General features: G+C 59.2%; 30 protein-coding genes. 7 read left to right on the top strand and 23 right to left on the bottom strand.

Annotation, left to right across the window (positions count from 1 at the left end; genetic code table 11):
• Positions 1-69 precede the first annotated feature (69 nt).
• Entirely contained in the window at positions 70-2535 is a 2466-nt protein-coding gene (locus NO362_RS11870; protein ID WP_256545422.1) for a hypothetical protein, read from the top strand.
• Positions 2536-2561: 26 nt separating this feature from the next.
• On the opposite strand, the gene NO362_RS11865 is transcribed toward NO362_RS11870, so the two are convergent.
• The 19 genes from NO362_RS11865 to NO362_RS11775 all read right to left on the bottom strand — a co-directional run bounded on the left by NO362_RS11865 (position 2562) and on the right by NO362_RS11775 (position 20229).
• Positions 2562-2684, bottom strand: a complete 123-nt coding sequence (locus tag NO362_RS11865; protein ID WP_256545421.1) for a hypothetical protein — start codon at positions 2682-2684, stop codon at positions 2562-2564.
• 1269 nt (positions 2685-3953) lie between these two features.
• Entirely contained in the window at positions 3954-4178 is a 225-nt protein-coding gene (locus tag NO362_RS11860) for a hypothetical protein (RefSeq protein WP_256545420.1), read from the bottom strand.
• A 296-nt stretch (positions 4179-4474) separates the two neighbouring features.
• Positions 4475-6418 carry an ATP-binding protein gene (locus NO362_RS11855; protein WP_256545419.1) on the bottom strand — a complete coding sequence of 648 codons (1944 nt, stop codon included), beginning with the start codon at positions 6416-6418 and terminating at the stop codon, positions 4475-4477.
• On the bottom strand, positions 6415-6795 hold the full coding sequence (locus NO362_RS11850) for a hypothetical protein (RefSeq protein WP_256545418.1): 381 nt from the start codon (positions 6793-6795) through the stop codon (positions 6415-6417). Before NO362_RS11850 ends, NO362_RS11855 begins: the two co-directional genes overlap by 4 nt.
• A 103-nt stretch (positions 6796-6898) precedes the next feature.
• Positions 6899-7213: a hypothetical protein gene (locus NO362_RS11845; RefSeq protein WP_256545417.1), complete on the bottom strand. Its 315-nt coding sequence runs from the start codon at positions 7211-7213 to the stop codon at positions 6899-6901.
• The gene (locus tag NO362_RS11840) at positions 7213-10812 is read right to left on the bottom strand and encodes a hypothetical protein (protein ID WP_256545416.1); all 3600 of its coding nucleotides are present in this window, start codon (positions 10810-10812) and stop codon (positions 7213-7215) included. Before NO362_RS11840 ends, NO362_RS11845 begins: the two co-directional genes overlap by 1 nt.
• Positions 10813-11169: 357 nt before the next feature.
• Positions 11170-12690, bottom strand: coding sequence for a P-loop NTPase family protein (locus NO362_RS11835; RefSeq protein WP_256545415.1), 1521 nt, complete (start codon positions 12688-12690; stop codon positions 11170-11172).
• Positions 12687-13511: a hypothetical protein gene (locus NO362_RS11830; RefSeq protein WP_256545414.1), complete on the bottom strand. Its 825-nt coding sequence runs from the start codon at positions 13509-13511 to the stop codon at positions 12687-12689. Before NO362_RS11830 ends, NO362_RS11835 begins: the two co-directional genes overlap by 4 nt.
• Positions 13508-15160 (bottom strand): ABC transporter permease, encoded by a 1653-nt coding sequence (locus tag NO362_RS11825; protein ID WP_256545413.1) that lies wholly within the window; start codon positions 15158-15160, stop codon positions 13508-13510. The genes NO362_RS11830 and NO362_RS11825 overlap by 4 nt, the downstream gene beginning before the upstream one ends.
• Positions 15160-15354, bottom strand: coding sequence for a hypothetical protein (locus NO362_RS11820; RefSeq protein WP_256545412.1), 195 nt, complete (start codon positions 15352-15354; stop codon positions 15160-15162). The genes NO362_RS11825 and NO362_RS11820 overlap by 1 nt, the downstream gene beginning before the upstream one ends.
• Positions 15355-15567, bottom strand: a complete 213-nt coding sequence (locus tag NO362_RS11815; RefSeq protein ID WP_256545411.1) for a hypothetical protein — start codon at positions 15565-15567, stop codon at positions 15355-15357.
• Positions 15564-15884, bottom strand: a complete 321-nt coding sequence (locus NO362_RS11810; RefSeq protein ID WP_121569221.1) for a hypothetical protein — start codon at positions 15882-15884, stop codon at positions 15564-15566. Before NO362_RS11810 ends, NO362_RS11815 begins: the two co-directional genes overlap by 4 nt.
• Before the next feature lie 7 nt (positions 15885-15891).
• Positions 15892-16509 (bottom strand): hypothetical protein, encoded by a 618-nt coding sequence (locus tag NO362_RS11805; protein WP_256545410.1) that lies wholly within the window; start codon positions 16507-16509, stop codon positions 15892-15894.
• 142 nt (positions 16510-16651) lie between these two features.
• Positions 16652-16927 (bottom strand): hypothetical protein, encoded by a 276-nt coding sequence (locus NO362_RS11800; protein ID WP_121569219.1) that lies wholly within the window; start codon positions 16925-16927, stop codon positions 16652-16654.
• Between the two features lies 1 nt (position 16928).
• Positions 16929-17507 carry a hypothetical protein gene (locus NO362_RS11795; RefSeq protein ID WP_256545409.1) on the bottom strand — a complete coding sequence of 193 codons (579 nt, stop codon included), beginning with the start codon at positions 17505-17507 and terminating at the stop codon, positions 16929-16931.
• A gap of 18 nt (positions 17508-17525) precedes the next feature.
• Entirely contained in the window at positions 17526-17957 is a 432-nt protein-coding gene (locus tag NO362_RS11790; RefSeq protein WP_256545408.1) for a hypothetical protein, read from the bottom strand.
• A gap of 39 nt (positions 17958-17996) precedes the next feature.
• Positions 17997-18308, bottom strand: coding sequence for a hypothetical protein (locus NO362_RS11785; protein ID WP_256545407.1), 312 nt, complete (start codon positions 18306-18308; stop codon positions 17997-17999).
• 112 nt (positions 18309-18420) lie between these two features.
• Entirely contained in the window at positions 18421-19905 is a 1485-nt protein-coding gene (locus NO362_RS11780; RefSeq protein ID WP_256545406.1) for a hypothetical protein, read from the bottom strand.
• A gap of 183 nt (positions 19906-20088) precedes the next feature.
• On the bottom strand, positions 20089-20229 hold the full coding sequence (locus NO362_RS11775) for a hypothetical protein (protein ID WP_256289934.1): 141 nt from the start codon (positions 20227-20229) through the stop codon (positions 20089-20091).
• A 437-nt stretch (positions 20230-20666) separates the two neighbouring features.
• Here NO362_RS11775 and NO362_RS11770 point away from each other — a divergent pair, with 437 nt between their 5' ends.
• Positions 20667-20876 (top strand): AbrB/MazE/SpoVT family DNA-binding domain-containing protein, encoded by a 210-nt coding sequence (locus NO362_RS11770; protein ID WP_256545405.1) that lies wholly within the window; start codon positions 20667-20669, stop codon positions 20874-20876.
• Positions 20877-20974: 98 nt separating this feature from the next.
• Here the strand turns inward: NO362_RS11770 and NO362_RS11765 are convergent, their stop codons facing one another.
• On the bottom strand, positions 20975-21697 hold the full coding sequence (locus tag NO362_RS11765; protein ID WP_256545404.1) for a recombinase family protein: 723 nt from the start codon (positions 21695-21697) through the stop codon (positions 20975-20977).
• 288 nt (positions 21698-21985) lie between these two features.
• Between NO362_RS11765 and NO362_RS11760 the strand changes: the two genes are divergently transcribed.
• The 3 genes from NO362_RS11760 to NO362_RS11750 all read left to right on the top strand — a co-directional run bounded on the left by NO362_RS11760 (position 21986) and on the right by NO362_RS11750 (position 22893).
• Positions 21986-22183, top strand: coding sequence for a hypothetical protein (locus NO362_RS11760; RefSeq protein ID WP_256545403.1), 198 nt, complete (start codon positions 21986-21988; stop codon positions 22181-22183).
• A complete protein-coding gene (locus NO362_RS11755) occupies positions 22173-22469 on the top strand; it encodes a type II toxin-antitoxin system RelE family toxin (RefSeq protein ID WP_256545402.1) in 297 nt (98 codons plus the stop codon). Before NO362_RS11760 ends, NO362_RS11755 begins: the two co-directional genes overlap by 11 nt.
• A gap of 109 nt (positions 22470-22578) precedes the next feature.
• Entirely contained in the window at positions 22579-22893 is a 315-nt protein-coding gene (locus NO362_RS11750; RefSeq protein WP_256545401.1) for a hypothetical protein, read from the top strand.
• Positions 22894-23125: 232 nt separating this feature from the next.
• Here the strand turns inward: NO362_RS11750 and NO362_RS11745 are convergent, their stop codons facing one another.
• Positions 23126-23815: a hypothetical protein gene (locus NO362_RS11745; RefSeq protein WP_256545400.1), complete on the bottom strand. Its 690-nt coding sequence runs from the start codon at positions 23813-23815 to the stop codon at positions 23126-23128.
• A 209-nt stretch (positions 23816-24024) separates the two neighbouring features.
• Here NO362_RS11745 and NO362_RS11740 point away from each other — a divergent pair, with 209 nt between their 5' ends.
• On the top strand, positions 24025-24333 hold the full coding sequence (locus tag NO362_RS11740) for an AbrB/MazE/SpoVT family DNA-binding domain-containing protein (protein ID WP_256545399.1): 309 nt from the start codon (positions 24025-24027) through the stop codon (positions 24331-24333).
• Positions 24330-24770 carry a type II toxin-antitoxin system VapC family toxin gene (locus NO362_RS11735; protein ID WP_256545398.1) on the top strand — a complete coding sequence of 147 codons (441 nt, stop codon included), beginning with the start codon at positions 24330-24332 and terminating at the stop codon, positions 24768-24770. Before NO362_RS11740 ends, NO362_RS11735 begins: the two co-directional genes overlap by 4 nt.
• A gap of 107 nt (positions 24771-24877) precedes the next feature.
• On the opposite strand, the gene NO362_RS11730 is transcribed toward NO362_RS11735, so the two are convergent.
• Positions 24878-25318, bottom strand: coding sequence for a toxin-antitoxin system TumE family protein (locus NO362_RS11730; protein ID WP_256545397.1), 441 nt, complete (start codon positions 25316-25318; stop codon positions 24878-24880).
• A complete protein-coding gene (locus NO362_RS11725; RefSeq protein WP_256545396.1) occupies positions 25315-25890 on the bottom strand; it encodes a DUF7342 family protein in 576 nt (191 codons plus the stop codon). Before NO362_RS11725 ends, NO362_RS11730 begins: the two co-directional genes overlap by 4 nt.
• Positions 25891-26050: the final 160 nt, after the last annotated feature.

Genomic DNA, 26050 nt, shown 5'->3' with positions numbered 1-26050 from the left:
ATGGTTGAATCATCGGTGAGGACACTTATTCCGCCACAAATAAGTCAATGGTTTATTATCTTGAGATAGATGACGGAAAATAATAATTCTGACTTCACTCTACTGCAGCGAAAGATTTTGCATACTGCGGCATCCAATCCGGATTATTCACCCCGACAGTTATCTGAGATTGTAGACTGTTCGGAGTCATACGCAAGAAAAATATCTAAAGGATTCACAGAGGAGATCAGTAATATAATTGAATTTTCAGGATATAACTATACTCCGTCTTTTGGCCATCCATATTCTATATTTATTCCAGAAAGTTTCGCTACATATTATCAACTTAGTGAAGGAGATATTTTAGACTTAGAATTTGAAATAGATAATGAGACAGTGTCAGTTTATGGTCAGCTAACTTATCTATCTGAAGAACACCTTTCTCATAATTCTAAAGAGATGCAGGCCCGAGCACAGGGTTGTTATTTTGCTGCAGACGAATTGAACGAAGGGAACGGAGCAATACTCGACGGAATCTCGACGATTGACGATGGCCGCGCTAATCTTGCCACGGATGACGAATTTAGGAATTTTCTGGGGAGTATCAAGACCCATTTTGACAATTCTATAAGTGACTCATATTTTATAGTTGGTGCAGGAATATTAGAAATAGTCTATGACAAACGAGATCCAACAGATCTGATCTCTACGCCATTCTTTAATTTAGAGCAAAAGAGGTTTGTAGAATGCATCCAAGGCGAAGCACCAGAATTGGTTGATGTTAAATTGTACACGGGGGAAGTTTCTACCCCAGATGATGTTTATTTCACGTACTACGGTGATGAACTTTCCGAGGTAGAATTGGAGTGTGCTAAAGAATTGCTCTGCGAATATGGAATATTCAACTCTAATTGGAACTACTCTATTCCAAACTATAATTCGCTTGTCGGTCCCACAACTACCGAGGAAACAGGCCCTGTTGTCAAGGTTGCAGATAACTCTCTCAATATCGTCCCTGGGATTCAGCAAATAATAGAATTCTACCGTTCAGATGGGTCGATTTTTGACGGTTTAGATGGTGACAGTATTCATCAAGCAATCCAAAATGCAAATCCACAATTTGAGTCGCTCGCCTCTCATTCTAGGTATACATCTGACTCTGAACAACTACCAATACGTCAAGATGGAGATAGTATCTATTTCATTTTTGACCAAGTAACACTTGTTTTGTCTGCTGAGGGTAATCATATAGTCTGGTCGCGGCCTAAAGGAATCGATCGGATTGATAAAATTGTTGGAGCAATCAATGAAATGATTAAATCACAACTGGGACTCGAACAATTTAAACTTAGAAATTCTGTAGGTCCCGAGTATCATCGGGTCACGGAAAAAGACTGGGTGATTGATACAAACACCTTATATCACGACCACGTAGCAGACCGTCCTACTAGTATCCTACATACAATATTCCCACATAGGTTTTTCCACGAAAGTAACATCCACATTTCTTGGGCGACGGTTTTTGAAATGAACAAACATCCCGAATCAGGGAGTGGGTCTAAAGCAGCAAACGAGCAAGGATTCGAAAACCTTGGTATTCTGAATACACTCGAGACATTAGGTTTCTTATCAGTAGATGTGCAGAAGCCACCAAAAAGAGTGGTTGGGAACTTAGGAAACGGGGATGTGGCGGATATGTATATATTAGCTTATGCAGACACGTGTGAAGCGCATCTAATTACAGGAGATCAATCCCTACTCGACTTAGCGAAGCTATCTGATAAACAAGCGGTTGGAGTCTCAAGTCTTAACAGTTTGACTACGCCAGTAAACTCGGGATCGTCACTCGATCGAGAAATCTCATCGAAAATTGGGGCTGATTTACATACTCATCAAGAAATACTGAACGAACTTAACAACAAAATCAATCAGGAGGCGACTGTTCCACAACCCGAATCTAGCCGTCAGCTGCTTGACGATCCCGAAGCTATTATTCAATCCTGGTGCTCTGAAGGGAAGATTGTCTCATATTACAGTACGACTGAGGATACAGTTTGCTACGCCCAGCGCGAGAGCGTAGACGTTGTCGCCACTAAATCTGTCTTGGAATTTCTTCCGGACTATGTCCATAGTGCGGATGAAAAATACCTGACTGAGCCTTGTCTCCGGCAGATATCTGATGATATAACTGGAATAGGAGACAATCAGTTGCCTAAAATTAAACTAACAGTCCCATCAGAATATATTGTGAACAATGCATCTTCCGGAAAAGAGCCATCAGAATTCAACATTGGAATACTGGATTTATGCGATGCAGTGAACGTAGAGTACCAGGCGAAGCCAGCGCTACAGGTACAGGATTCGCTTAGTAGTCAAATTCTGACCGTAATTGAACAAAACTCCCAATCCGAGGATCCGTTCTTATCATCTGATGATTATTTGGCACTCTGCTTGGCTGCAAATTCTGATTCAGCTCATCTACTTCTACCAGAGAGCAAGGTTGGGTTGTGGAAGTTCGCCAACCTACTTGGTATCAATGTTGTAACTATGCAATAAAACCTCAAAAATGACTCCGCAAATTGCTATTCCTGGTCGAACTCGACAGTAACCGTCTCACCATCTGCCTTTTCATACTTGAGGACAGCACCATCGAGCTGTTCTAAGCTCATCCTCTCTTCTTCTCTGCTGCCCATCTTAGTACCCATAACAACTAGGTCGTATGACGATGGAGTGAAAAAAGTATTGTCTCAGTACGCGAGTATGACCCACTTAATTCTGCTCTGTTGAATAGCGACCTCGAAGTAGAGATGAAGCAATATCGATTATGAGGCCACCATCCACATACGCTCACGAGCTGGCTCACATTCTGATGTCCTATCCACCCATCACTATTTAACAAAGCAGGATGTCCAAGTGCTGTATCTGTCTATTCGCTCACACGGCTCTGTTCATAGAATTCTCGAAGTGACTGTACCAAGCGATTCGATATAGGTGTGAAACTCTCAGTACCCGCGAACGGGCCACTCCGGTCAATGTGCAGAGCCTGAATATCGGCGTACGATTTTTATTATCGTTGGTCTTCTCGCTGACTGCGGGCTTTGCCCGTTACCCAACCCACTACCGAGTCTCCGTCACACCGCGGGCAGTCCCCATTTCCCGCGGTGTTTCCGCTCACAAACGCCCACCTGTCGGGGCGCTGCCGATCTCTCCCGTCTCCATATCTCTCCACTCCAAGAAACAGCGGACAGCGTGGAGTTAGACCACTTGGCGGTCGCGATCGCACGCCGGACAGACGTGCGGCAGTTCCGCAAACAGATGCGTCGCCGCGACCGCACACACGCAACTGACGAGCACTCGCTCGTCAAGACCGGTCACCGGCTCGATCAGCACTACTCCCCAACGGTCGGCCTCACAATCTCAATTTCTTCGTCAGTCACTCCGTACCGCTCGTAGAGATCTCGTCAATAAGGTCGTCGATCCACTCTCTTTTTCATCGTGTATCGAACGTAGAGAAGTCGAATTCCGCTTGGGAAACCTCGATAGATATCTGCGAGATGACCTACGCTTCCGCGTGGTGACCGTCAATTCTACCAGTTCGAAGAACTACTTCGGCAGGCGACCGTTACTTTGGTTTTGAATATTGAGCGTAGAATTTCTTCCCGCACTTCTGGCACGCGTTTTTAGTTCTCCGGCTCTTTTTTAGACGTTTATAATTGTTTGCTGTCTGAACCTTTTGGATTGAAGTTCCCGCCTGTACGGTTGCAGGTGTCTGTTTCCCACAGTACGGACAAACAACATTTTCTACAGCCACATCGATACTTGTGAATTCGTGTATATTTATCCTTGTGTTGCTGTAAGTTTGAAAGAGTGCCGTAGAAGACTTGGCACGGTATTTATTTCACGATTATGCGGCCGAATCAGCCGTGAGAATTTGGTTGCGAATCGAACGATATACCGAGAAGCTGTTATGTGTACTATTCGCGCTGCCAAATGTAGACGACAAGTGCGAGGATGCCACCGAAAAACGTCAGGTACGTAAGACCACCGACGACCACGGCCCATAGCGCTGCGTTATCCTCGCCGCGTCGCTCAGCATCATTGTACACCCAGTATGCCATTGCAAAAGGGATTATCAGAAAAATCAAACCGAGTATGATGAGTTCCGGTCCGCCGGGGACACCGAATTGGAGGGGAATCATACACATAATATCGGAGAGATATTTGAAAAGTGTTTATGTCACATTTCTGGATGGGCGTCCGTAGGAATCTCAGTCTGTGTTGCGCGATTCCTGGTAGGTGTGCGAAGACTTCTATGACGCCCTCGTAAGTTTGAATCAAAATTTCCCGGAGATTATTGAAAGACTTACTCGGTCAGTATTCAGAGCCAGAATATCAGCGGACAGCGTGGAGTTAGACCACTCGGCGGTCGCGATCGCACGCCGGACAGACGTGCGGAACCTTTCTTGGACTCAGTAGGACGACAGCCACCCGAAGATCACAGACCGACTTCCGACGCTGTCGCTTCAACAGCACCGAACGCCGAGTTGTTCGCCGGCGCGATCCCGATATCGGCGAGGGACCGCTCGATCAACGGCTTCACGCGCTCGACGTCACACATCCGGATCGTGTCATCCAGCCGCGCGCGGGCGGCCGCTTCTGCGAAGCGCTGCATCGCGTCGAGCTTTCGCGCCGTCACGGGAAGCGGCGGCCCGTCGTACTCGCTGTCGCCCATCGCGTCCTGATAGCGCTCCGGCAGCGACGTCTTCAGATCGGCGAACCACTGGGCCATCTCGTCCTCGACGTCGCCTCTCGGGACCGGTCGATACTCCTGGGCGTGGGCGATGTAGGCGGCCAACTGGTCGCTGTCGTACTCCCCTTCGACGAAGACGCGCTCCTCGTCGGTCAGCTCTTCGCCACGAGCCAGCTTCCCGGCCGCCTTCCGGGCGCTGATCATCTGTTCGGCGACGCGGACGATCAGCTCGCGCTGCTCGCGGGCCTGCATCCGCAGGATCAGATCGAACCGCGACAGCAGCGGCGACTGAAAGCCGACCTGCTCAGCGAACTCCTTGGTCGGATCGAAGTGCCCACCGGTCGGGTTCCCGGCCGCCAGCAGCGCGGTCTCCGCCGGGAGCGTGGCGTGCTTCCCGGCCTTGTTGACGTGGACCTCCTGCGATTCGAGCGCCGTGTGCAGCGCGTCCAGATCGGAGTTGTCGCCCTTGTCGAGTTCGTCGACGACCGCGAGCCCGCCGTGCGCCCGCACCAGCGTTCCCGCAGAGATCGACCACTGGCCGTCGCTGAAGTCGTCCTTCTCGATCGCTGCAGTGAGCCCTGCGGCCGACGAGCCCGTCCCGTCAGTGAACGCCCCGCGCGGCGCGATCTCGTGGGCCGCCCGCGCCAGCACGGTCTTCCCGACGCCAGGATCACCGAGCAGGAAGACGTGCGGTTCACCACGATGATGGGCGCCGTCGTCAGTCGTCCGCGTCCAGCCGCCGATCAGCTGCAGCACGAGCGCTTCGATCACTTGCTGGTCGCGGTCGCCTGCGGCCTCGAAGTTCGGCGCGAACGCCTCGCACAGCACTGAGACCGGGTCGTCGGCAGTAGCAATCTCCTCGACGGCCTGCTGGTGCCGCTCGTCCTGATAGTCCGCGATCGTCGGCTCGTCGGGGACGACCTCGTTGCCGATGACGCATTCGTCGAAGACGACTTCCCCCGTGTATAGCGGCCGGTGTCGCCCGACTACGGTGACGCGCCCGCCGGACTCGACGCGGTCGGTCCCGGTGAGGTCGTCTGCGAGGTGGACGTCGATGTTCTCCGTGTCTCCCCGCGCGTCTTCGGGCGGCTGCTGCAGGCGGATCTTCTGGTAGTCCTCGAACTCGGACTCACTCCGCTTGTGGAAGAAGTACGCACTCGGGTCGTCGCAGCCCTGACAGCCCTGCGGCTCGCGGATCGATCCGAACGGCGGCTGTGGAATCCGTGCCCGGGTTCCGCAGCGCTGGCACTCGAATACAGCCTCCTCGACACGCGGCTTCACTTCGGTCCGTTTCGTGATCTGCCCTTCCAGCGCGAACAAGCGCTCGGTCTGTTCCGAGGGCGAGTAGCCGCCGACCGTGAACGTCGCACTCTCCGGGAGGTTCTCGAAGGCGACGTGGGCCTGCCCGAGCGGGCGCTCGCGTTCCGTGACCGTTGGAACGACGTCGTTGAGCGCTTCGGTGAAGGTGTCTCGTAGCGACTCAGGCCGCGCGATCACGTCGGAGGCGAGCCCGCGGACGTCGTCGAGGTCGCACTCGACGTCGCTTCCGAGAGCGTCGATCTCCCAGCGAGCGAGCCGCTGCCAGTCCAGCGTCAGCCGGCGCGTCTCTGGATACTCGTCGACGAGCGCGCGGATGTCGTCGGCGAACGCCTCTCGGAGTGCCACCTGGCACTGCTGTTGTCGACTCACAGCGACTCACGCTCCTCGTCAGCGGCTGTCTGGTCTCCGCCACGAGCAGCGAGCCACGCATCGATCCGCTGGCGTAGTTGCTCTCGTCCGCGCCGGGCGTCAGCACGGAGCCGGTACCAGAGCGTCTGGAGTTGTTCCTCACGCTCCTCCAGAAGCCCAGACTGATGCGCCTCGTACAGCGCTTCGAGGATGACGAGCGCTGCTGTAATCCCCACGAACGGGTGGATCAAGAGCCCGAGCGCAACTGGCACGCCCACGACTCCGAGCGCCTCCAGGACGGGCCGGAGTGCGTCACGCTCGTACAGCGCCATCCCGGTGCCGGTCGCGATCGCGCCGACGACACCGACGGCGATGACATGGACCAGTGATCCAGTCATATCTCTTCCTCCAGCGGCGGTGCGATGATCTTCACCCATATAACCCACAGCATAGCCAGTAAGACGAAGGCTAACACCGGAAGTGTCATCGGCGATGACGGGATCACGGCAGCAGCCCCCGGAGCATCTTGACGTCGACGTTCGTGGCCAGGTCGCTCCCGTGCTCGTACAGCATCTGCGTGTCGTTGAGGATCTGGGTGATGTTGAGGCGGCCCCAGCCAGCGGCGAGGACGATGGCCAACAGCACGGCAAAAACCATCAGGTAGCCGATGGCGTTCCGGAGCACCGACCCGACAGAAAGCAGTTTGCGGCCGTACAGCGCGACAGCTAACAGGAGCGCGACCACACCGATCTGCCCGCCGATTCCGAGGTACTGCAGCGTCCGGGTCAGCAGGTCACCGATCAGGAGCGCCAGCACTACTGCTCGCCTCCGTTGTCACTGCCGCCGCTGCTGCCGCCACCTCCACTTCGGAACGAGAAGGTGTTGACCGTCTCCGGCGTCGAGGCTTCCGTCCGCCGGACGAAGATGAACCAGATAGCCAGAATTGAGGTCCCAAGAATCGCCAGGAGGGCGATCGGGAGCTGACCGACGAACTGCTGGAGCAGTCCCGGCGAGAGGAGTTCGACAGCGCCGACAGAGACCAGCCCGCCGATCAGTATGAAGAGCCGGTTCGAGTAGATCCCGAGCTTCTGGAGCCCCCACAGCGTCGCGACTAGCAGACCGATCACCGACCCGAGCGTGATGGCCCGACCCGGCACCAGCCCCAGCTGGCCGGCGAAGAGGAACCCGCCGACAGCCAGAAGCACGGCCGCGTACGTGTTCGCCAGCACGCGCATCAGCGCCTTGTTCAGGAGTTTCAGGAGCCCAAGTCCGAGGCGACCACCGCGACGGGTGGTCCACGCCAGCAGCCGGCCACTCCCGGTGAGAACGCTCACGAGGAGGCCACCGCTCCCGCGCAGGAGTCGGCTGACGAGTCCGCCCGACGACGGGGAGCTACTCGAACCAGACGGTCGCGATCGCGGATCCTCTGCCGGTGCTGCCGGCGGTTCACTACTACCGAAGACACGGCGCGAGACAACGACGACCGCGCCGCCACCGAGCAGGAGGACCCCAGCGATCGGGAGCCAACTCGGGACCGACATCGACGGCGTCTGGACCGATCCCACAGCACTACTGGCACGGTCCCAGACGCCGGCCCCGCCACCGTCATCGCTGGAGGAACTCGTCTCCGCGAAGATCGATAGCAGCTCATCGGAGTCGTCGTCGTCGAAGATCGCGGGCGAGTTCGCGACGTCGGAGTCTCGCACGACACCCTGCGTGATCGAGTTCAGGATGTACTCGACGCCCGACGTCGTCCGGTAGTATTTGTAGGTCACCGGATCACCAGCCCCCATCGGTCCAGGGTCGATGTCCAGCTCTGGATCCGAGCCGGCCTTCTCGACGGTGATCTTCACGTCGCCCTTCTCGGGCATCGCCATCGTCTGGATGTAGTTGACGCGGAAGTGATCGCCCGTCTTGGAGTTCGGGAGGTAGAGTCTCTGGTCGCCGTCTGCTTCGATGATCGCGTAATCCGTGGTGGGGTAGTCACTCGACGTCGCGTGGTGGATCCGGTCGCCGTTCGCGGTCGGCCCGACGTTCACGTGGAAGCCGGGCGATCGCGAGTCGATCTGCAGTTGCGTGTCGAGTTCGTCGCCGGGTGCGGTGGCTTCGGTCACAGTGACCGCGCCGTTCGCGACGTCGATCCGGCGACCGGTCGCTCGGACGTCGACGGTGGAGCCACTCGGGATGTCACCACCGTAGGCGTCGCTGAGGTAGACGTCGAGTGTCGTCCCGTCGAGACGGTAGTGCCGCGCGCTCACGGACTGCCACGTCCCGCCGTCGATGCGGTACTCCAGGGAGGCGACCTCGACGATCCGCTCGGAGGCGAACGGGATCGTGACCTGGGCGTTCGCGGTCGCATCCGCGTACGTATGAGAGACGTTGTAGGTTTCCTCGAAGGCGGTCGTCCGGTAGCTCACCCCGATCTGGTCGGCGGCGTCGTGTGAGAGTTCGATGTCGGCCTGCATCGCCGGCGCGTCCGCAGAGAGCGAGTCGTCGGCGAGCGAGACGTTCAGTTGGTTCGATCCCTCACGAAGCTGACTCTTCGGGATCGTGGTCTGGACGGTCTCGCCGTCGGCGAGCGTGCCGGAGTGGAGCGTGGTCGTGTTGCCGTTAAGTTCGATGGTGGGGTCTTTCAGTACTGTCCCCTCGGTGATCTCGGTTGAGACGTCCACCTGGCTCCCACCATTCGTGGAAACCGTCCACGCATCATCAGTCAGAGACGGATCAACGGTTTGGGTGGTAGATTCGCCTTCAGATAGTAGGCCCGTATAACTCGCTTCAGCAGTCCCGTCACCGTCAATATCGATTTCAGGATCTTCGGTGAGCGTCTGTGATTGCATCGTCAGCTGATAGTCGATTGTCCCCGTTCCACTCCCAGAGAAATCGAGCGCGGTGGAGGACTGACTGAGGTCGAGGCGAGCGGTTTTCGTCTCTCCGTCAGTGAAGTCACCAAAGGATGCCGACGCTCCAGCGCCGTCGGCCACGGAGAGTCCATTCACCTCATTTACAATATTCATCTGGATATCCGGGCGCTTTTCAAATGGACGATCGGTGGTGTCGACCCAAGTCCCCGACTTGACTGACGATGGAGAATCGTCCGTCGCGATTGCGAGATAATCTTCCGCCGTATCTCCACTTGTTCCGCTCGCCAGAATCTGGAGCGTGTATGTGGAGCCAGCACTGACCTCGTATTGCGTGTCTGTGGTGAAAGTCTGGGTCCCGGTCGACCACTCAGGATCCCACCCTGATTTGATCTGTGTCCCTTGTCCGTTGAGATAGGCACCAGCGTCTGAGGTCACTTCGCTGTAACTCTTCTTCGCGATGTATACGTCGAAGGTCACTCCATAGTCGCTTCCCGCTGTGCCAGAGATATTCAGAGTGATTGAGTCAACAGTCCCGTCCGTCTTCGGCTGAAATTGGGCGAGCCCATCGACGGGGTCCTCGTACCCGGCGGACATATCGTCACCCAGGTACGGTTCGGACGAGTCAATCGTTCCGTCACCCTGATCCGTTAAAATCGAGTGAATCGAGCTGCTTTCGTGTGCGGTCACGGCGATCTGCGGGTTGTTCCCGTTTCCGTCCGTCGGTTGAACGTTCCCTCCGGGATCAAGCGATTCCGTCGCAGTTGGAGAAAGCCCGCTCCCAGATTGATTTTGCCACGTTGCGGTCGTGTGCCCGGTTAGAACCACCTCCGCGGAATCTTCCACGTCGATGTTGCCTGCGATATCTGCCGAGACCGTCTGGCCGTTCGTCGCCGCGGAGACTGCTATCGAGTCTGTCTCGGTGCTTTTGACACCAGTTGTGTTTATCGTGACACCGGACGCTGAATCGTAGTCTGACAGCTCCCACTGCGCGGACGTGCCGGTGGTCGCGCCGGTCATCGAGATGTCGACTGCTCCGGAGAATGTCACTGTGTTCGATGAGAAGCTCTCGATCGTCATCACAAGAGAGCCGTCCTCGTAGGTCGCTTCGGAGCGCCAGGTCTCGCCCGAGGAGTGCGTCCCGCGGACGGTCTCGGGCGTATAGCCGAGTGCTTCTCGCAGTAGTCCGGCGTCGACGGCGATCTCCCGCGACTCGTGATCCTCTGCGTCGCGGAAGACCAACGCCATCTGGCCGCTACCAACGACGTTCGCGTCGGTTCCCATCACTTCATCAGCGTGTCCGGGCGTCGTCGCGATCACTTCGAGCGAGTCGGCGTGGCCGCTCGACGCGAGGACTGCGCCTTCGAGGTCAGCCGCCGAGACCGGGATCGACTCGCCTTCTGGGACTTCCTGGGTGATCTGCGAGTCGGAGACGGTGACCATCCCGCTGGGCGCGGCCGCAGCAGAGCCAGCGAGTGCGCCGCCGAGGGCAGGCGCTACGAGCGAGAGCGCGAGCACGAACGCGAGCACCGCGGACGCGATTCGCCTGCTCACGCGCACACACCTCCGTTACGCGCAGCGAGCGCGTGTGAATTCAGCACCCGCGCAGGCGTGCAGTTGCCGCGCCGGCGCGCACGCTTCCGGAATTCATATCGCCCGCGGGCGGCCGCTCGACCGTATATAAATGCGCCCGCGAGATCACGCCCGCCCGCACGTTGGACCGCACGCGGTGGCCCCCCAACGCGTGGGGGACTCCCTCCAAGGTAATCTATATTCGCGCGTGCGTAGCGACTCGGATATCTGAGAGGTTCGGCGGTTTGCCCCCAGATCCCGGCCGGCTCCCGCCGGTGGGCCCTGTACTTAAAGGCCCGAAGTGAGTGAAGCAGAGCGCGATCTCGTTGATCGAGTCGTTCAATCACCAGCACCCACCCCCCGAATGTCGCTGGCCGAGCTGGGCGTCTCCCCGTCGACAGGGATGCGCGCCACGGTGATCTGGCCGGCTTCTCCGGTCATCGTGAGCTCTTTGCCACCCGGCACGTCCTGGATTTCGTCGAACGCCAGCGCCTCGATCGGGGATTCGAGCGGATCGAGGACGGTTCCGGATTCGACCGAGAGCTGTCCAGATCCGGGATCCTTGACTACGAGGCGGTGTGCGTGGGCGTTCTGCCACTCGGCGAAGATCTGATCGTCGAACTGCAGTTGGAGATCTGCTTCCTCGTCGACGTCGAAGCCCGTCTCGGGCTCGTCGACGCGAATCCGCAGCCAGCGGTGCTTATCTTCCGACTCGAAGGGAATGTCTTCCCAGCCGAACCACGTCGCACCCCACTCAGCGTAGCAGAGCCCGGTGCCGACCTTGAAGCCCGAGATGACGTCGGACTCCATCGGGACGGTCTCGAAGCCGACTGGAATCGATGACATCCGCGACGTCCGCGGATTGGGTCGGCCGTCGGGCATCGAGATGCGCCATTCCCACTCACGACGGCCCTTGTGGTGGATGTTCTCCTCGTAGTGGATCGCGCCGAACGGCGAGAACCCAGCGCGTCGTGAATCGGACATACACGAGCGGAACAGCGTGACCTTGTCGTGGGTGCGGTGAGCGTCCTGCTTGGCATCTTCTGGGACGAGGTCACCCAGTTCGTCGAACAGCAGCGAGAGCCACTCGTAGTGACTCGAATGCTCGACGGCCGCGAGGATGAACGCGAACCACCAGTGCTGTAGCGGCGTCGGCGGCTCGCTCTCTTTCGTCTCCCACGACGGACGGAACGGCAGCGGGTCACTCGTTCCTGGGCGATTCGTCTCTGCGGTGAGTTCGGTACAGCCGGTGAACGTCGGATCCGGGTAGACGACGTTGATCGTTCCCTCGGGACCGTCGCCGAGTTGCTCCAGGAGGTCGAGGGGATCCTCGTAGGTGAAGACGTCGCGGACAACTTCGTCCAGATCGTCGACGTTCTCGGTCGGGGCGTCGCCCGTTTCGGTCATCCACGTGGCCTCGACCTCGGCGTCGGCGGGGAGCCACAGCGTAACCCAGCGCTTCAGCCGCAGCCACTCTGAGCGCATCGGAGAGCCACGCCAGACGACGATTTCACCGTTCTCGTCGATCAGCCGCGTGCCGATCTGTGAGAGGAGCGTGGACTTCCCACAGCCACGCTTTCCGACGAGCAGGGCGCCGGTGCCGCCCTCTGAACGAGTGCGCTCGGCGTCGTGCTCGTGGATCAGCAGGTCTGGGTAGACGATCCGCGAGGGCTCGTCGCCGTCCTTGGTGAAGTCCGAGATGTCCAACTGGCCGATGCCATATCGGGTGCGAATCTCGTCAGCGTCCGTCGGTTCGTCTTTCGGTGCGGAGTGCGTCCGCACGGACTGTTGCGTTTTCTGACCCCAGTCACGGTCTTCTGGAGCGCTCTTTTCGGTCGGAGTGAGTCTGTTGTTCGTCATCCTGAAGGAATGTGCATATCCGCGGATCGTTCGTCAGTCGCTTCCCCTGCACTCGCCGCTAACTCACGGACTGCGCGGTTCGTTGCGGGCAGAAGGTAGCGGGCGGCCAATTGCTCGCGCTCGCGGGCGTACGCTTCAGTATCGCCCAACGCGACGCGCCTGCCTGCGCGCTTTTGGATGAGCTCGAAGTCGAACTCTTGGCCGCCTGGGATGTTCTCGATCTCCCCGAGCGTGTCGTAGTCGAACTGGTGGACCCAGTTCTCGAGCTCCGACAGCGAATCGAAGCCGTCGAACCAGCGCTGGAGCCGAATGCGCTGGCGCTGCTGATACTCGTCGAGTGTCGGTCGAAGGACTGAGTGCGGCGATTCGTCTGGATCCGGCGCGGGGTTGTCTTCGTCGACGTACTCCGTCGCTCGGGTTCGGAGGTCACGCAGCGCCTTCCGGCAGGCCGGGCGAAGATGCTTCGCCGCTTGTCGGTGACGCTCGTCGGCCCGCTGCTCGGCCGTAAGGAACGACCGCGGGTGATGTCGTCGACGGGCTTTTGCGTTGTTCAGACAGCACGCGACAGTGACGTCCTGCGTTGGCAGCAGGTAGTACACCCAGTCAGCCACACGCCCGAGCGTGCGGTACTGGAACGTATGCAGCCACTTCAGCAGCGCTTGCCTCGAAGCAAATCCATCCTCACGGAACGTCTGGAGCGCTTCGAGCTGCTCCTCACGCAGGCGGTTGAGCGCCGGGCGACGTGGGTCCGGCTCGTCGAGCGGGTCTTTCGCGTCGGGTTCGACGTCCCAGTGTGCAGCGGCGGAGGGCTCCGAACTCACGCTTCGGCCACCCCCTTCGCTTCCTCAGACCACAGCTCGTCGAGGGCTTCTGGATCCTCGCGCTCGTGGGCGCGCTGGATGAGCGCTTCCGCGCCCTGCTCCTCGATCATTTCGAGGATGTCTTCGTGGCGGTTCTTCTCCGAGCGGAGTTCCTGGATGAGCCCCTCGAAGGTCTGGTACTCTTCGAGCGACTTTTCGAGGTACATCGCAGTCGCGTAGGCGTCTTGGGCCTGCCCAACCGCAGGTAGGATCCGCGCGGTCCCGTTGTGCGCTTCGGTGTAGATCAGCGCGACACCGACCACGCCAGCCAGCACGGCCACGATCGGGCCGACGAGCAGGAAGAACACGGTCGCCGGAATCGCGAAGACGACCAGCGCCTCCAGGAGGCCACCGATGTCGAAGTTGCCCTCTTCGTCGTAGATCGGCGAGCGGAAGTTGAAGTGCTCGCGTTCGATGTCGACGAGGGAATCGGCGTCCGTCGCGATGAACAGCATCTTGTCGGCCGGCGAGTTGTAGAGGTCGATCTCGGAGTTGATCCGAGACGCCCCAGCCAGCACGGCCGCGCCGCCGAACACACGCGCGAAGAACGCCCGCAGGCCCGTCGGGATCACCGCGAGCGCCCCGCCGGCAGTCTTGGTGATCTTGATCGTACGGAACTGCCCAGCGATGCCCTCACGGGCGATGTCACCGGAAGGCGTCTTCTTCGCGTCCGTGTCCATCCGGAAGAGCACGACGCGCCTGACGCCGTCCTCGTAGCGTTCGAGGAAGACGATCCCGACGAGTCCGCCGACGAACAGCGGGACGGCGAACGGTAACGCGACGATGATGCCTGAGAGCCACGTCGCGGCGAACAGCAACCCGAAGAACGTCGCGAACCCGAGGATCACGAGCCACGGCATAAGCCCCCACTGCGGGCCGGCTCCGGCACGACGGATCGCGGCCGGAACAACGAACCCGGCGAGGGCGGTCGTGCCGAGCGTCGGGAAGACTATCTGGACGAGTGCCCGCTCCCAGAACCCGCCCTCGGTAGTGATGAGGATGTTCTGAGCGAACGGCACCGAGTGATGGGTGAAGTGCCAGCGGACGTCCGGATGACCCTCGATCCACATCGTCACCTGCGTCGGCTCGGAGTGGCTCGGCAGCGAGATGTTCGCCCGCTCGCGATTCTCCTCGATCGTGAGGTTCTGCCGCGCGACCGTCTGGTTGACGGCGACTGTCTTCTGGATCGTGCCGTTCCCGTTCGGGGCAGCGACTTCGCGCTGCTCGGCCTCCCAGTAGACAATCACGAGCGTCTCGTCGCTCTCGGGGCGTCCGTACCGAATCGAATCAAGGTTGACGCGATCGCGCCGGACGGTCGTCCCGTGTTCGAGGAACTTATCGGTCGCGTGGAGCAGCCCGACGCCGTCGTAGCGGACGGCGAGCGACGTGTACGTGTCGAGTTTGCGGACTGAGGCTGGCGAATCCGGATCGGGTTTCGTGCCCTGTCGTCGCAGCTCGTCGATCGTGTAGCCCGCGTCGGCCTGGGTGGGCGATGTCGCCTGCATCGGCCGCTGGTCGGCCGACAGATCAGCGACTGCCGTCCCGACGCCCATCCCGACAGGGCCGACGAGCAGGAGGATCGCGAGCGATGCGAAGGCGACTCGCCGCATCAGTCCAGCACCATCCTCCCGCTCTTGTAGACGGCCGCCAACGCCACGATCAGCGCGAAGCCCAGCACTGCGAGCGGCATCTTCACGCCCACGAGGCCCGTGACAGCTCCACCGACCGCGCCGGTCGCCGCCAGCGCTGTGAAGAAGACTGTCGGAGCGACCAGCAGCACCAACAGCCAACGCCAGAGGCGCATCTACTCGCTCACCTCCGGAGCAGAGTCGTCGGTCGGGGTCTCACCGACCACGCCGGCCTCGACGACCAGCGCGAGCGCCAGTACGAGCGGGAGTGCGACCCACAGCAGGATCGACGGTCCGCTCCCGAACAGCGTGACGAGCGCGCCTGCGACGCTCGCGAAGCCGACCAGAATCGACGCACAGAGCGTCGCGACGTCTTTCCGGCGGGTCACGACGACACCTCCCGCTTGTTGAGGATCCACGCGAGAAGCACGGGAACGAGCAGCGCGACACCGAGGATGGGTCGCCGAAGAATCTCCGGCGAGAGGAACAGGCCGGCCAGTCCAGCCAGGATGGCGAACGCCATCGTCCCCGACGCGAGGAAACTGATCGTGCCGGTTTCAGAGGTCATTTGCGACCGGACGGAGGCATCTTCGCCGTTGCCTCGGAGTCGCCGGACGAGCCAATACAACATCACCACGACCAGTAGACTCGCCAGTGCGAGGCGGGCCTGCGGGCCGATCGTGAGGGATTCTGTCTGTAGTATCATTGTCTTGTTAATCTGCGTAGGTTACCCCGACTGCGAGGACGAACACGAACGCGATCGTGCCCGCGATGAGCGCCGGTGTCTGGTACTGTGCTGGGAGTGTCCCGCCGACGAGCGGGAGTGAGCCGCCAGCGCCGAGCCAGCCGATCCCGATCGCGCCGATATTCGACGAGATGAGCGGGACGTCGGCGACGACCTGAGCGGCGATGCCCGCGACTTCCGCGCTTTCGCCGGCGAGGATTACCACGAGCGAGAAGCCCAGCGAGATGCCGAGCGTCCCGATCGCTATCCACGTCGAGAAGAGTCGCTGCAGTCGTCTGGAGACGCTCCGGGCGATCGTCTCGGGATTCCCCGAGGACGCCCACCAGGCCTCCAGCACCATCCACGCGAGCATCAGCAGGGCGACGCCGACGATGACGGGTCGCTCGCCGAGCCCGAACGTCGGGATGATCGACACGTTCCACGGGAGCAGCAGCGACCCGAGCAGGCCCACTAAGAGCACGCTCAACAGGAACGGAATCGACGGCAGCCGTCCCTTCTTCACGTAGGCGAGCCCGAACAGCACGACCATCAGCAGGAGGATCAGAAACCCGCCGAGGATCGCGCCGAGAGTACCGAGGAGAGACATCAGCTACGGCCCTCCTGGAAGCTGTCCGATCGACTGTAGCGTCTGTTGTTGCATCGTGAGTGGATCGGTTGTCGGGAGACTGCGGCCGCTCTGTGTCCGGATCGACAGAGGTTACCCCCGGTAGAGCGGGCTGCAGTAGTCGTCACGCTGTCCCTCCATCCGTGCGCGTGCGCCAACGGAGCCAGAGCCGGCGGACGAGGAAGACCAGGTAGGCCCCCGCGCCGATCAGGATCAGCTGCTGTTGGACGGATGGGTCGATGTCCAGACTCGGGAGGATCCGAATCGAGAACAGCGACCAGCCGGCGAACAGCGTCCCCGCGTTGGCCGTCAGAAACGGGACCAACTGCTGGAGACCCAGGGCTCCGAAGAACCCCGTCGCCCACGCGAACGGCGATTTCAAGATGTCTATTACGCTCATTCTATGGTCTACTCACTGGTGCGGCCGCGATGATGATGCGAACGAGCCAGAACAACCCGACAGTCATCCCGAGTCCGAGCAGGAAGAGGATCGCCGGACCGGCGAGGCCGCCGTCGCTCGGGATGGACGTCCAGACCGTCTCGATGCCCTGCAGGAGTTGGATCCCGCCGAGCCCGAATTCGTCGATCAGGACGTCAGCGACGTAGCCCGGAATGTCCACGAACGAGAACAGATCGCACTCGTTCGAGGAGCACCACGGGACGTTCACCGAACTCCCGTCGACGGTGATCTGGCCGGGGACCTCGAAGTCGGCAAGCCACCGGGTGAGGTTGATCCCCAGCAGCAACACAGTCAGGACGTACCCGACGAGCGTCGAGAGCAACACCCCCAACACGAAGCGACGAGGACTGTTTGCGACGGCTTTGAGGTTCGTAAGCCAGCCCGGGAGCGAGAGGTCGCCCCAGCCTGAGATGCCTCCGCCGCCGCTGCTTGTCGTGTCGTCACTGGTGGATCCGCTATTGGAGTCCCACGACTCGTCGCCGTCGTCACTGACGTACGCGCCTGAATCTGGAACTGACATCACCGCACCTCCAGCGGGTCACAGCGCATACTTGCGCACCCCCCAGAACACGGTTGCCAGTGCGATGATCAGCGTGAAGGCGAGCAGAAAGCCCAGCGCTGCGTCCGATACTGAGGCTTCTGCGCTGTCGAAGACGGCGTCGACGTAGTCTCCTGGCCCATCGATCGAGATGAGGTCCATCCCGCGCAGGATCCACGTTCCGTCGCCGAACAGCACCGCGATCAGGTCGTTCAGGAAGTCGAATCCTGCGTCGACGAGGTCGCTGAGTGCTTGCGCGACCGCGCGGTAGTACGCGATGATCCCGTAGAGGACGGCCATCAGACTTGAGCCGGCGGCCGTCTTCGTCAGCAGCCCGACTTTCACGCTGGGCGTGCCGTCTTCCTCCTCGACGCGGTCGAAGATCGACCCATCGTCGCCCCAGTTCGTGAGATAGCGGTCGCTATCGGCCACCGCGATCACCTCGCTGTCGGGGGACTGATGGTGCGATCATTATTCTGCGTCGTCTGGACCGAAGAACGGAACACTTCCCAAGAACGGGACGTCCTGGTCAGTGAGATCCTGCCAGAGGCTGTAGAGCCACGCCAGCACGAGGACGATCAGGAACGCGATGATGAACCCCAACGCCTCGGTGCTCAGCCACGCAGACGTTCCCTCCTGACCGGCGGAGAGAAGCCCTGAGAGGCCGCCGATGAAGTTCGTGTTGAACAGCGAATCGAGTTCTGAAAAGAACCCACTGGCGAACCCACCAAGCCCCGCTGCAGTCGCCCGAACTGGCGCGACGATCACGTAGATGGCTGCCATAAACACGCCGCCAGCGCCGCCGGCAAGGAACTTTGAGAGGGACGATGCGTTCCGGGCACTGTCGACGAGCGAGCTCGAACTCGGGACGTCACTGCCGCTCGAACTCATCGGCTCACACCGCCTTCCGAGCCTTCCGGAGGTAGTTGCCGATGATCGCCACGATGCCACCGACGCCACCGACGATCGCGCCCCAGATGCCGCCGTTACCACCGGCGTTGCTGAAGAAGCCGCCGCCACCTCCGGCGGGGCTCTGCTGCATCGCCGTGACGTCATCCTGGGTCAGTCGGAGCTGAGACCGGACGACGATCTCTTGACCGGGCTGGATCGTGTCGTCGAGGACGTGCGTCTCGTTCTCGCCGGAGAACTGTCCCGTGACGTCCGTCCACGCCGTGTTGGAAATCTCCGAGAACTTCGTGTCGGAGGTTCCTTCGGCGACCTCAACGCTCACGTAGCGGTCGCTCGGGAGCGACTGGTTCACGCGAAGCGAGAGGCCCTGGTGGCCCAGATCGTACGCTTCAGGCACGGACAGGCGCGTGTAGATCGTCGCCTGCTTGTCGTAGGCGGGGTAGGTGTTGCCCGCGTCGGAGACTGTTGCCTGCGTGTCCGAGGCCGGCAGCGCCGAGCTCGTGTAGTGAACGGGAAAGCGCAGGTCGTGGACCGTGACGTTGTTGTCGCCCGAGAAGGTCGGCCCGAGCGAGCCCATCGAAGCGATCGAGACGTCACCGATCGGCTCGGTCACGGTCTCGGTCTCCCATTCGTCGTCTGAATTCTGGTAGTGGTGATCGCCGAACTGCCACTCGCCGGTCTTCTCGGCGTTCAGTGCGAAGATCGACGCGTCGACCGTCCCGGTTGCGGACGTGACGCTGATCGACTCGATGTCGTTGAACGTGCCGTCCGAGCCGCTGACGGAGTTCGTCGTCAGCTGACCGAACTGCTCCTGCCAGACGTACGTCCCGGTACCGTTCGCGATGACCGCCGCGTTGCCCGTGACGTCCTGGGAGGTGTTGATCGTCGCCTGCTTGTAGTCGCCGTCGGCGTCGGTGAAGTTCACGTTCACCGTGCCGTCACTGGAAATCGAGTGAACAACGACGCCGATCTGGCCGAACTTCTTGTTCTCGTCACTCGTGACCGAGAAGTTCGAGAACGACGCGGAGTCGCCCGCGGCCGACGTCGTGATCTGGACGGCCTCGACGCCAGGCCCGGTTTCGGTATCGGAGACCGAGGCACCCGACGTCGTCCACTCGCTCGCCGTCAGCGCCGACACGTCGCTCTTGTCGTGCGGGAAGGCGCCGTAGTCGGCGGCATCGATCTGAGCGGGCGAGAAGGTGTAGACGTTCGGTCGCGAGTCGGTTTCGTTGACGATGGCATCCAGACTGGCTTGTGAGCCGTCATTCGCTTCGTAGGTCGTGACAGCCTGGCCGGTCGGGTGCGCTGCTTTCGTCAGCTGGTCCTCGTTGATGTACGGCGAGGGGGTCGCACCGTTCCCGAAGACGACCGTGCCCGCGGCCGCGCCCACGCTCGAAAACAGCACGAGCGTAACGAGCGCGATCGCGAGGCCACGGGCGCCGATGCTCGGGAGTCGCTCGCGGAGGCTCATCGCGACCCTCCGTCAGAAGGTGTGTGTGATCGCTGCCGATGCCACTGCCGATACTGCGTACTGGATTTCATTTGTGAACTCCGAGAAGTCGTTCTTTGAGTTGCCGTGCTTTCGTCCGTATGCGGCCCTCGTGGGCCTGTTTGCCTGCGTCGTGATGTTGGTAGGAATCCCAGGATGGCATCCTCAGAAGTGCGCCCGCGTGTCGGGCTGCGGGAGGCCCTGTCTGTACTGTCGCTTCGGCCACGTGCGTCGGAGACGGGCGATGTACTGCCGAAATTCGTCGCTTGCGGCGAGGCCGATGTCGACTTGGCTGGCGTCACTCATCGGCCTCCTCGGCATCAGAGAGCGCTCGTTCCTGCCGATCGCGCTCAGTCTGCTCGACGTGTTGGCGCAGTCGCTGCGTCTCGTCGAGCAGATCAGTCACGGTCTGGCCTCCCAGCGCTATCGAATTCCTGCCACGTGGCAGACGGTTCGACGTGCTCGCGCTGTTGCTCGGCGTCTGTTCGCCTGTCGTGTCGGCCCTCCTCGTTGTCTGAAAAGGAGGGGTTCGGGGCGGAAGCCCCGCGTTCTCCAGTCATAGTCTGGCTCCGACCGGTGATCCGGAGCGACCGGGCCGGCCGTCGCCTCAGAAAGCGGGATGTTCGAACCTAAACCCGCGAGAATCAGCCTATCTAGTCGAATTCTGTGCGTTCTGTGAGATCTGACTGATTCGCCTTTTGTCCGTCTGACTTTTTATAAATGGACAGCCAGAACAGACAGATATGAGCACTCAGACAGAACAGGTGGATGAGCGTCGTGAAGACCGTGCGGTCGGCATTTCTATCGTTCAGGAGTCGTCTGGATCTCTCCGTGTTACGATCCCTGCCGAAGTCGCGGAGGAGATCACTATCGACGCTGGCGACAGCGTTTTCGTGACTTCCGACAGCGAGGACGAGTTCCGAGCTCGCAAGAGTTCGTCAGTCGATCTGTGACGCTGTCCGACTCTCCTCTGTGACATAGACCAATTCAGGTCGGTCGATTTTCATCGCCCTGCTGACTCTTCTGAATTGCATTTTGTCCGATTCGCTCGTTAGTCGGGCGCTTCGCCCAGCTCGGCGAGGCCTTTCTCGCCAGCCTCGACGCGGGCTCGCTCAATCTTCCACTCGTCGTTGTCGAACGCGACCCCGTAGAGTTCGTCAGCGCGATCGAGGATCGTCGCGATGCTTCCCTCGGGTACGTCGAAGAATCGAGCTGTCGGGCGCTTCGAGCGGCCTTTCTTCACTTCCCGAATGAACGCCTGAACGCGTTCGTAGCCCTCGCCCGGGACCGGCACGCCCATCTCGTTTTTCGTCATTCCGTGTGGTGCCTGTCCGAACTGGACGCCACGATCGATCGCACGTTCAATTCCTTCTTGCCGCCGCTCGCGATTCAGCTTCAGCTCCATCTCCGCGACGATCGACATAAACTTCAGCATCATCTGCCCCATCTCGTTGTCCGGGTGGACGTCGAACCCCTGCTGGACCAGGTGCAGGCCGACGCCGTGATCGGCGCAGGTGTCGACGAAGTCCGCGACCTCCGCAGTCGATCTGCCGAGCCGATCGAGTTTCGCAGCGACGATCTTCTCGACCGGATCATTTTCGAGGCGTTCGCGGAGATCGACGTATTCGTCGCGGGTCGGGTCGTCACCACTCCCGATGTCGGCATAGATGTTCTCGGCTGGGAGATTGGGATAGTGTTCGCGGATTGATTCGATCTGCCCGTCCCGCGACTGATCACTCGTCGAGACTCGTGCGTAGCCGAGGATTTCGCCCATACGCAGAAACGCACCCCGCAGTATTTAAAGAGTCAATCGCGAAAAACAGCGGTTCGGAGGTTACTTCTCAAACGCAGGATCGAGTTGTCGAGTTCAACCTGAATTGACCTGCGCAAGTTTTAGGTTGTAAGGGTTGTAAGGATTGCACACGAAGTCCGATAAAGACGCTCGCGTGACAACCGAGTGCTCAAACAAGGACTCGTCCCTCTCTCCGTATTCCGCATTCAGGGTGAGAAAAGCGCCCAAGTGGATCGGGGATGGTATTGGGGATTTGGAGCGTGTGAGACAATGTCGACAGCAAATAAACGAATACCAGTCACAGAGGAACGATGGAAAGAACTGAACGAACTGAAATCAGCTGGCGAAACGTACGACGAGCTGCTGGAGAGCTTGATTCAGGAACACAACCGGCGTCATCTGGCAAACGTAGCCCGCGAGGTCCGCGAGGCCGACGAGGAGGATCTGACGCCGCTCGATGAGCTTTGATATCCTCCTGAGCCAAAACGCCCGAGAATACCTGGGCGCTCTCGACGAAAAGAGCGCGCGGATTGTGAAGGACAACCTCCGGAAATTGGAGGAGGAGCCGTACCCGCGCCCTGGATCAGGTTCTGGAGACCGGGAGAAACTCCACGTCGATGGCGAGGAGATGTATCGTCTCCACATCGGCCGAACGCACACAGCATTCTACGTAGTCCTCGACGAGGATCAACAAGTCCGTGTGGTCGAAATCGTGGATATCGACGAGGCGCACAAGCGCTACGGATTCGATTGAAGGGGACGATTCGCGGGTTTCGGTTCCGACTTGTATGAGAAGTCGGTAGGCGTTGGTCATTCCTACAGACGGGGTCAGAACTATGTTGCTTGTCGCACCCACACCCGATATGCGATATCTCGAATTCGACGGTAAGACAGTGAAAGTTGATGTCGAAGCCCCGGATCGGCTCGTGGGGTTTTCTGAGTGGCTCCGAGATGCAGATATTCCGCTGGGATCACTTACTGTGATTGCTACTGGAGTAGCTGATCTCGTGTGTACTCTCCCAGAGGACGTCAAAACCAGCGCAAGCATTCTTTTAGCAGTCGTTGAACTGCTTTTCGCCACCATTCTTGATTACTCAGTTCGGACTGTGCAGTACCTCAGCGCCAGCGGCCAAGGCTGGGCCTTCGGAAATGCTGAAGCTACAATCACCTCTAACTGACCACAGCGCGTTCTGAAAAAGAATCCCCGATCGTGCCGCGTGGTCAGAACCGGCCGCTACTCGCCACCTCGATCTGACGAAGATTCGACAGCGTCTCAGCAACCGACAGACGCTCGGAGGGGATTTCTTTCGGTATCTGAGGGCGCAAAGAACGCTTGCCACCCCGATTTATTTCACAGAGAGCGGGGGTCACATCATAAGACACCAGTTTAACGATGTCACTGGGTGATCTCTATTGGTTCGCGTCCTCTATTTTCTTGACGTCGATTAACGCGTATCCTGAGGTACTCTGCATATCCTTGATCGCCATCTCTTGACTCTCAAGAATATTATCTATATGTTTTATTGAGGTCCGGGAGTTTCGCGATGAGAGATCCGTAATGAAGTCCCCGAACACAAACAGCGCACGTTCGTACTTGCGTGCTTTCTCATCTGGACAGGTCTCTCGGAACTTTTCACAGAACTCGGCGTATCTGCTTGCACTTTGACTCGCTCCGCTGTACAACTTCTCTGTTTTGTCACGAATCCTCCAGAGATAGACGTATGCATTCCATACATTTCTGTCATATATCGGGAACTTCTCCGAATATTGCTTTGGCCCGCTTGCCATTAGATGAAGCAGAAATGCGGATGTGACGAGACTCTTCGAACTGACCACGTCTGCATCATTCAGATAATCCGAAAGCGATCTGATTGCCTTCTGGGGTTTCTGATCAATGTAATCAGTTCGATCAAGTTGGTCGATCACAGGGGCTATTTCTTCAAATGGAATGCTCCGATTCAACCCCTTCCATTCCCAGAGAGCTTCTGCCTTATCTGTCAAACAAGTGTAACTCATTGCCTCTTCGTACTGTTCAGCGTAGTCTGTATATACAGAGTAACGAGTGGCCCAATAATCGATATTGAGCGGAGGAGATGACATATCTTCGACAAAGTTGTTACTGATATATAGTTTACTGTCTTGAGTGAATCCTGTGCAAGTGTGCAAACTCTTCTACGACTCCACGGAGCGGCATTCATTTTTGAGTCTCGTGCCGGTTGTGTGGACACGTACGTCGCGGAGATACCTGGAGTTCCGAATCTCATCGGCGACACGCTTAGTAATACACGAAGAATATAGTACAACAAATAATGTCGAGTAATACCCAAGCTAAGCAAGTAATACAAGTCTCGCAGAAAGGGCAAGCAACGATTCCGAAAGCGCTGCGTGAGAAGTTCGGCATCGAAACGCCGGGAGAAGTATTCGTCTACGAAGAGGAGGGACGCATCGTCATTGAGCCTGTTCCCTCGGTTGAGGAACTCCACGGCATCCACGCCGGTGAGCACGAACCTGGTGAGGTGCTGGACAAAGTGCGCGAGCACAAAGGCGAAGAACGCCGCCGCGAAGAGGAGCGCGCTGAACGGCTTCGTCCGTCTGCGGACGAGGACGTCGACGAATGAGTTCGGGCTACGTTTTCGACACCGAGGCTATCATCGCATTCCTCTACAGTGAACCCGGCCACGACACTGTCGCCGATCTACTGACCGACGTTTTTGCGGGAGATGTGCCGGGTCGGATCGCCGAGGCGAACGCCAGCGAGATCTTCTATCTTATCGCGCGCTTCGAGGGGACGGATGAGGGGAAGCCCACGAAGGAATCCCTCCGGGAAGCCGACCGCGATCTCCGGGCCCTGGAACGTCGCGGTCTGCAAATTGATCGGGCGGATTGGCGGGTCGCCGGCGAAATCAAAGCCGACGGCCACATCTCTCTCGCGGACGCTCACGCCGTGACGCTCGCACACGAGCAGAACGCAACACTGGTCGTCGGCGCAGACGACGACTTCGACAACCTCCCCGTCACAGTGGATCTACTGCAGTTTCGAAACGATAGCGTTTGACGTCTGCTGAATATCTCGCTTGCATCTCCACCTCGCAAGCAACCTGCTCCAAGCGATCGCGCAAGAAGAGTCGCGGATCGATCACGGGGGGTCAGAAGCCTCCGCTACTAGTCCCAGAAGGCACGCTGCCGGGCTTCGATCTCCGAGAGAACCGTCGAGAGCACGTCTCGCCAATCAGCCGGATGTGACGCGTCGTCACCGGGCGTCGGTGCATCGGGCCCGGGGTGAACGTGGTCACGGGTGTTGTGACTGGATGGGTGCCTGTCCCATCTGTGGTCGAACTCGCCACTCTCGTGTTCCTCGTGGTAGTGAATCGAGAAGTCCCCGTTTTCGTACCAGACGATCTCCAAGCGAGCAGCACGAATTCGTTCCGGGTAGAACCGCTGGTCGTACACGCCGACCAGTCGTTCCGGCGCAAACTCTGGCTGGTCGTCGATTCGCTCGAAGCGGTCACCAGCCGAGAAACGCTCTCGGATCGCGTCGAGTCGATCGAAATCGATCGGTGCACCGCTACGTGAATCTGACGCGTTCTCGTCGTCGCCGCTCATACCGCTGACTGCATATCGGCACCGTCACCGGACCGAGTCGTAAGTGCTCGTTCGAGCAGCGCCACCCGACGGCGGGCTGTCTGCCACGCAGAGAGGCGTTCCCAGACGTCCTCGATGGATTGGCCCGTCTCACTCGCATAGCGTGTAATCGAGATTTCGTCCGGGGACTCGACGTCGAATTCGCTCTGCAACGTCTCTGCGCGCTCTGATTCCGTCTTCAGAAGTTCGAGAAGTTCGTCAGTAGCGTACTGTTGGCGGAGCTTCTGGACCCGTCGCCAGTTCAGGTACTCCTGGTTCCGTTCGTAGGTGGCTGGTGAGTCCGTGACCTGCGTTACGATCCCCATCCGCTCGAACCAGTCCAAGTACTCGCGTGCGGCATCGACACCGTGGCCCGCAAGCTCGGCGACTTCCTTCGCCGTTGCCGGACTGTCGAGGGCGAGGACGGCGTCGAAGAAGTCGTCCCGCGTTCGGTCGCCACGCACCAACTCCTCCGGAGGAGTCAGACCCTCGAAGTCGGGTGCTTCGGCACGCTTGTCGGCGTCGGCCTTCAGCTCCTCGCGCGGTTCTTCCATACGCGCTGTACGAGTTGAGGCGGAATAAATCTTGTTAGCGCGGAATAGTCCGTCTATTTACCTGAAAATCGGGCGCTAATGCCCCGTCCTCAAGTAGCGCAGTAGGGAGGGGATACAGCGCCGTCATCGTCTCACAAACACTCCGCGACGACTGAGCGAC

Source organism: Halobellus inordinatus, assembly GCF_024498335.1.
In the GTDB taxonomy this organism is placed as follows: domain Archaea; phylum Halobacteriota; class Halobacteria; order Halobacteriales; family Haloferacaceae; genus Haloquadratum; species Haloquadratum inordinatus.
Note: the sequence above shows the minus strand (reverse complement) of the source record. Positions and strands in the feature narration are given on the sequence as shown.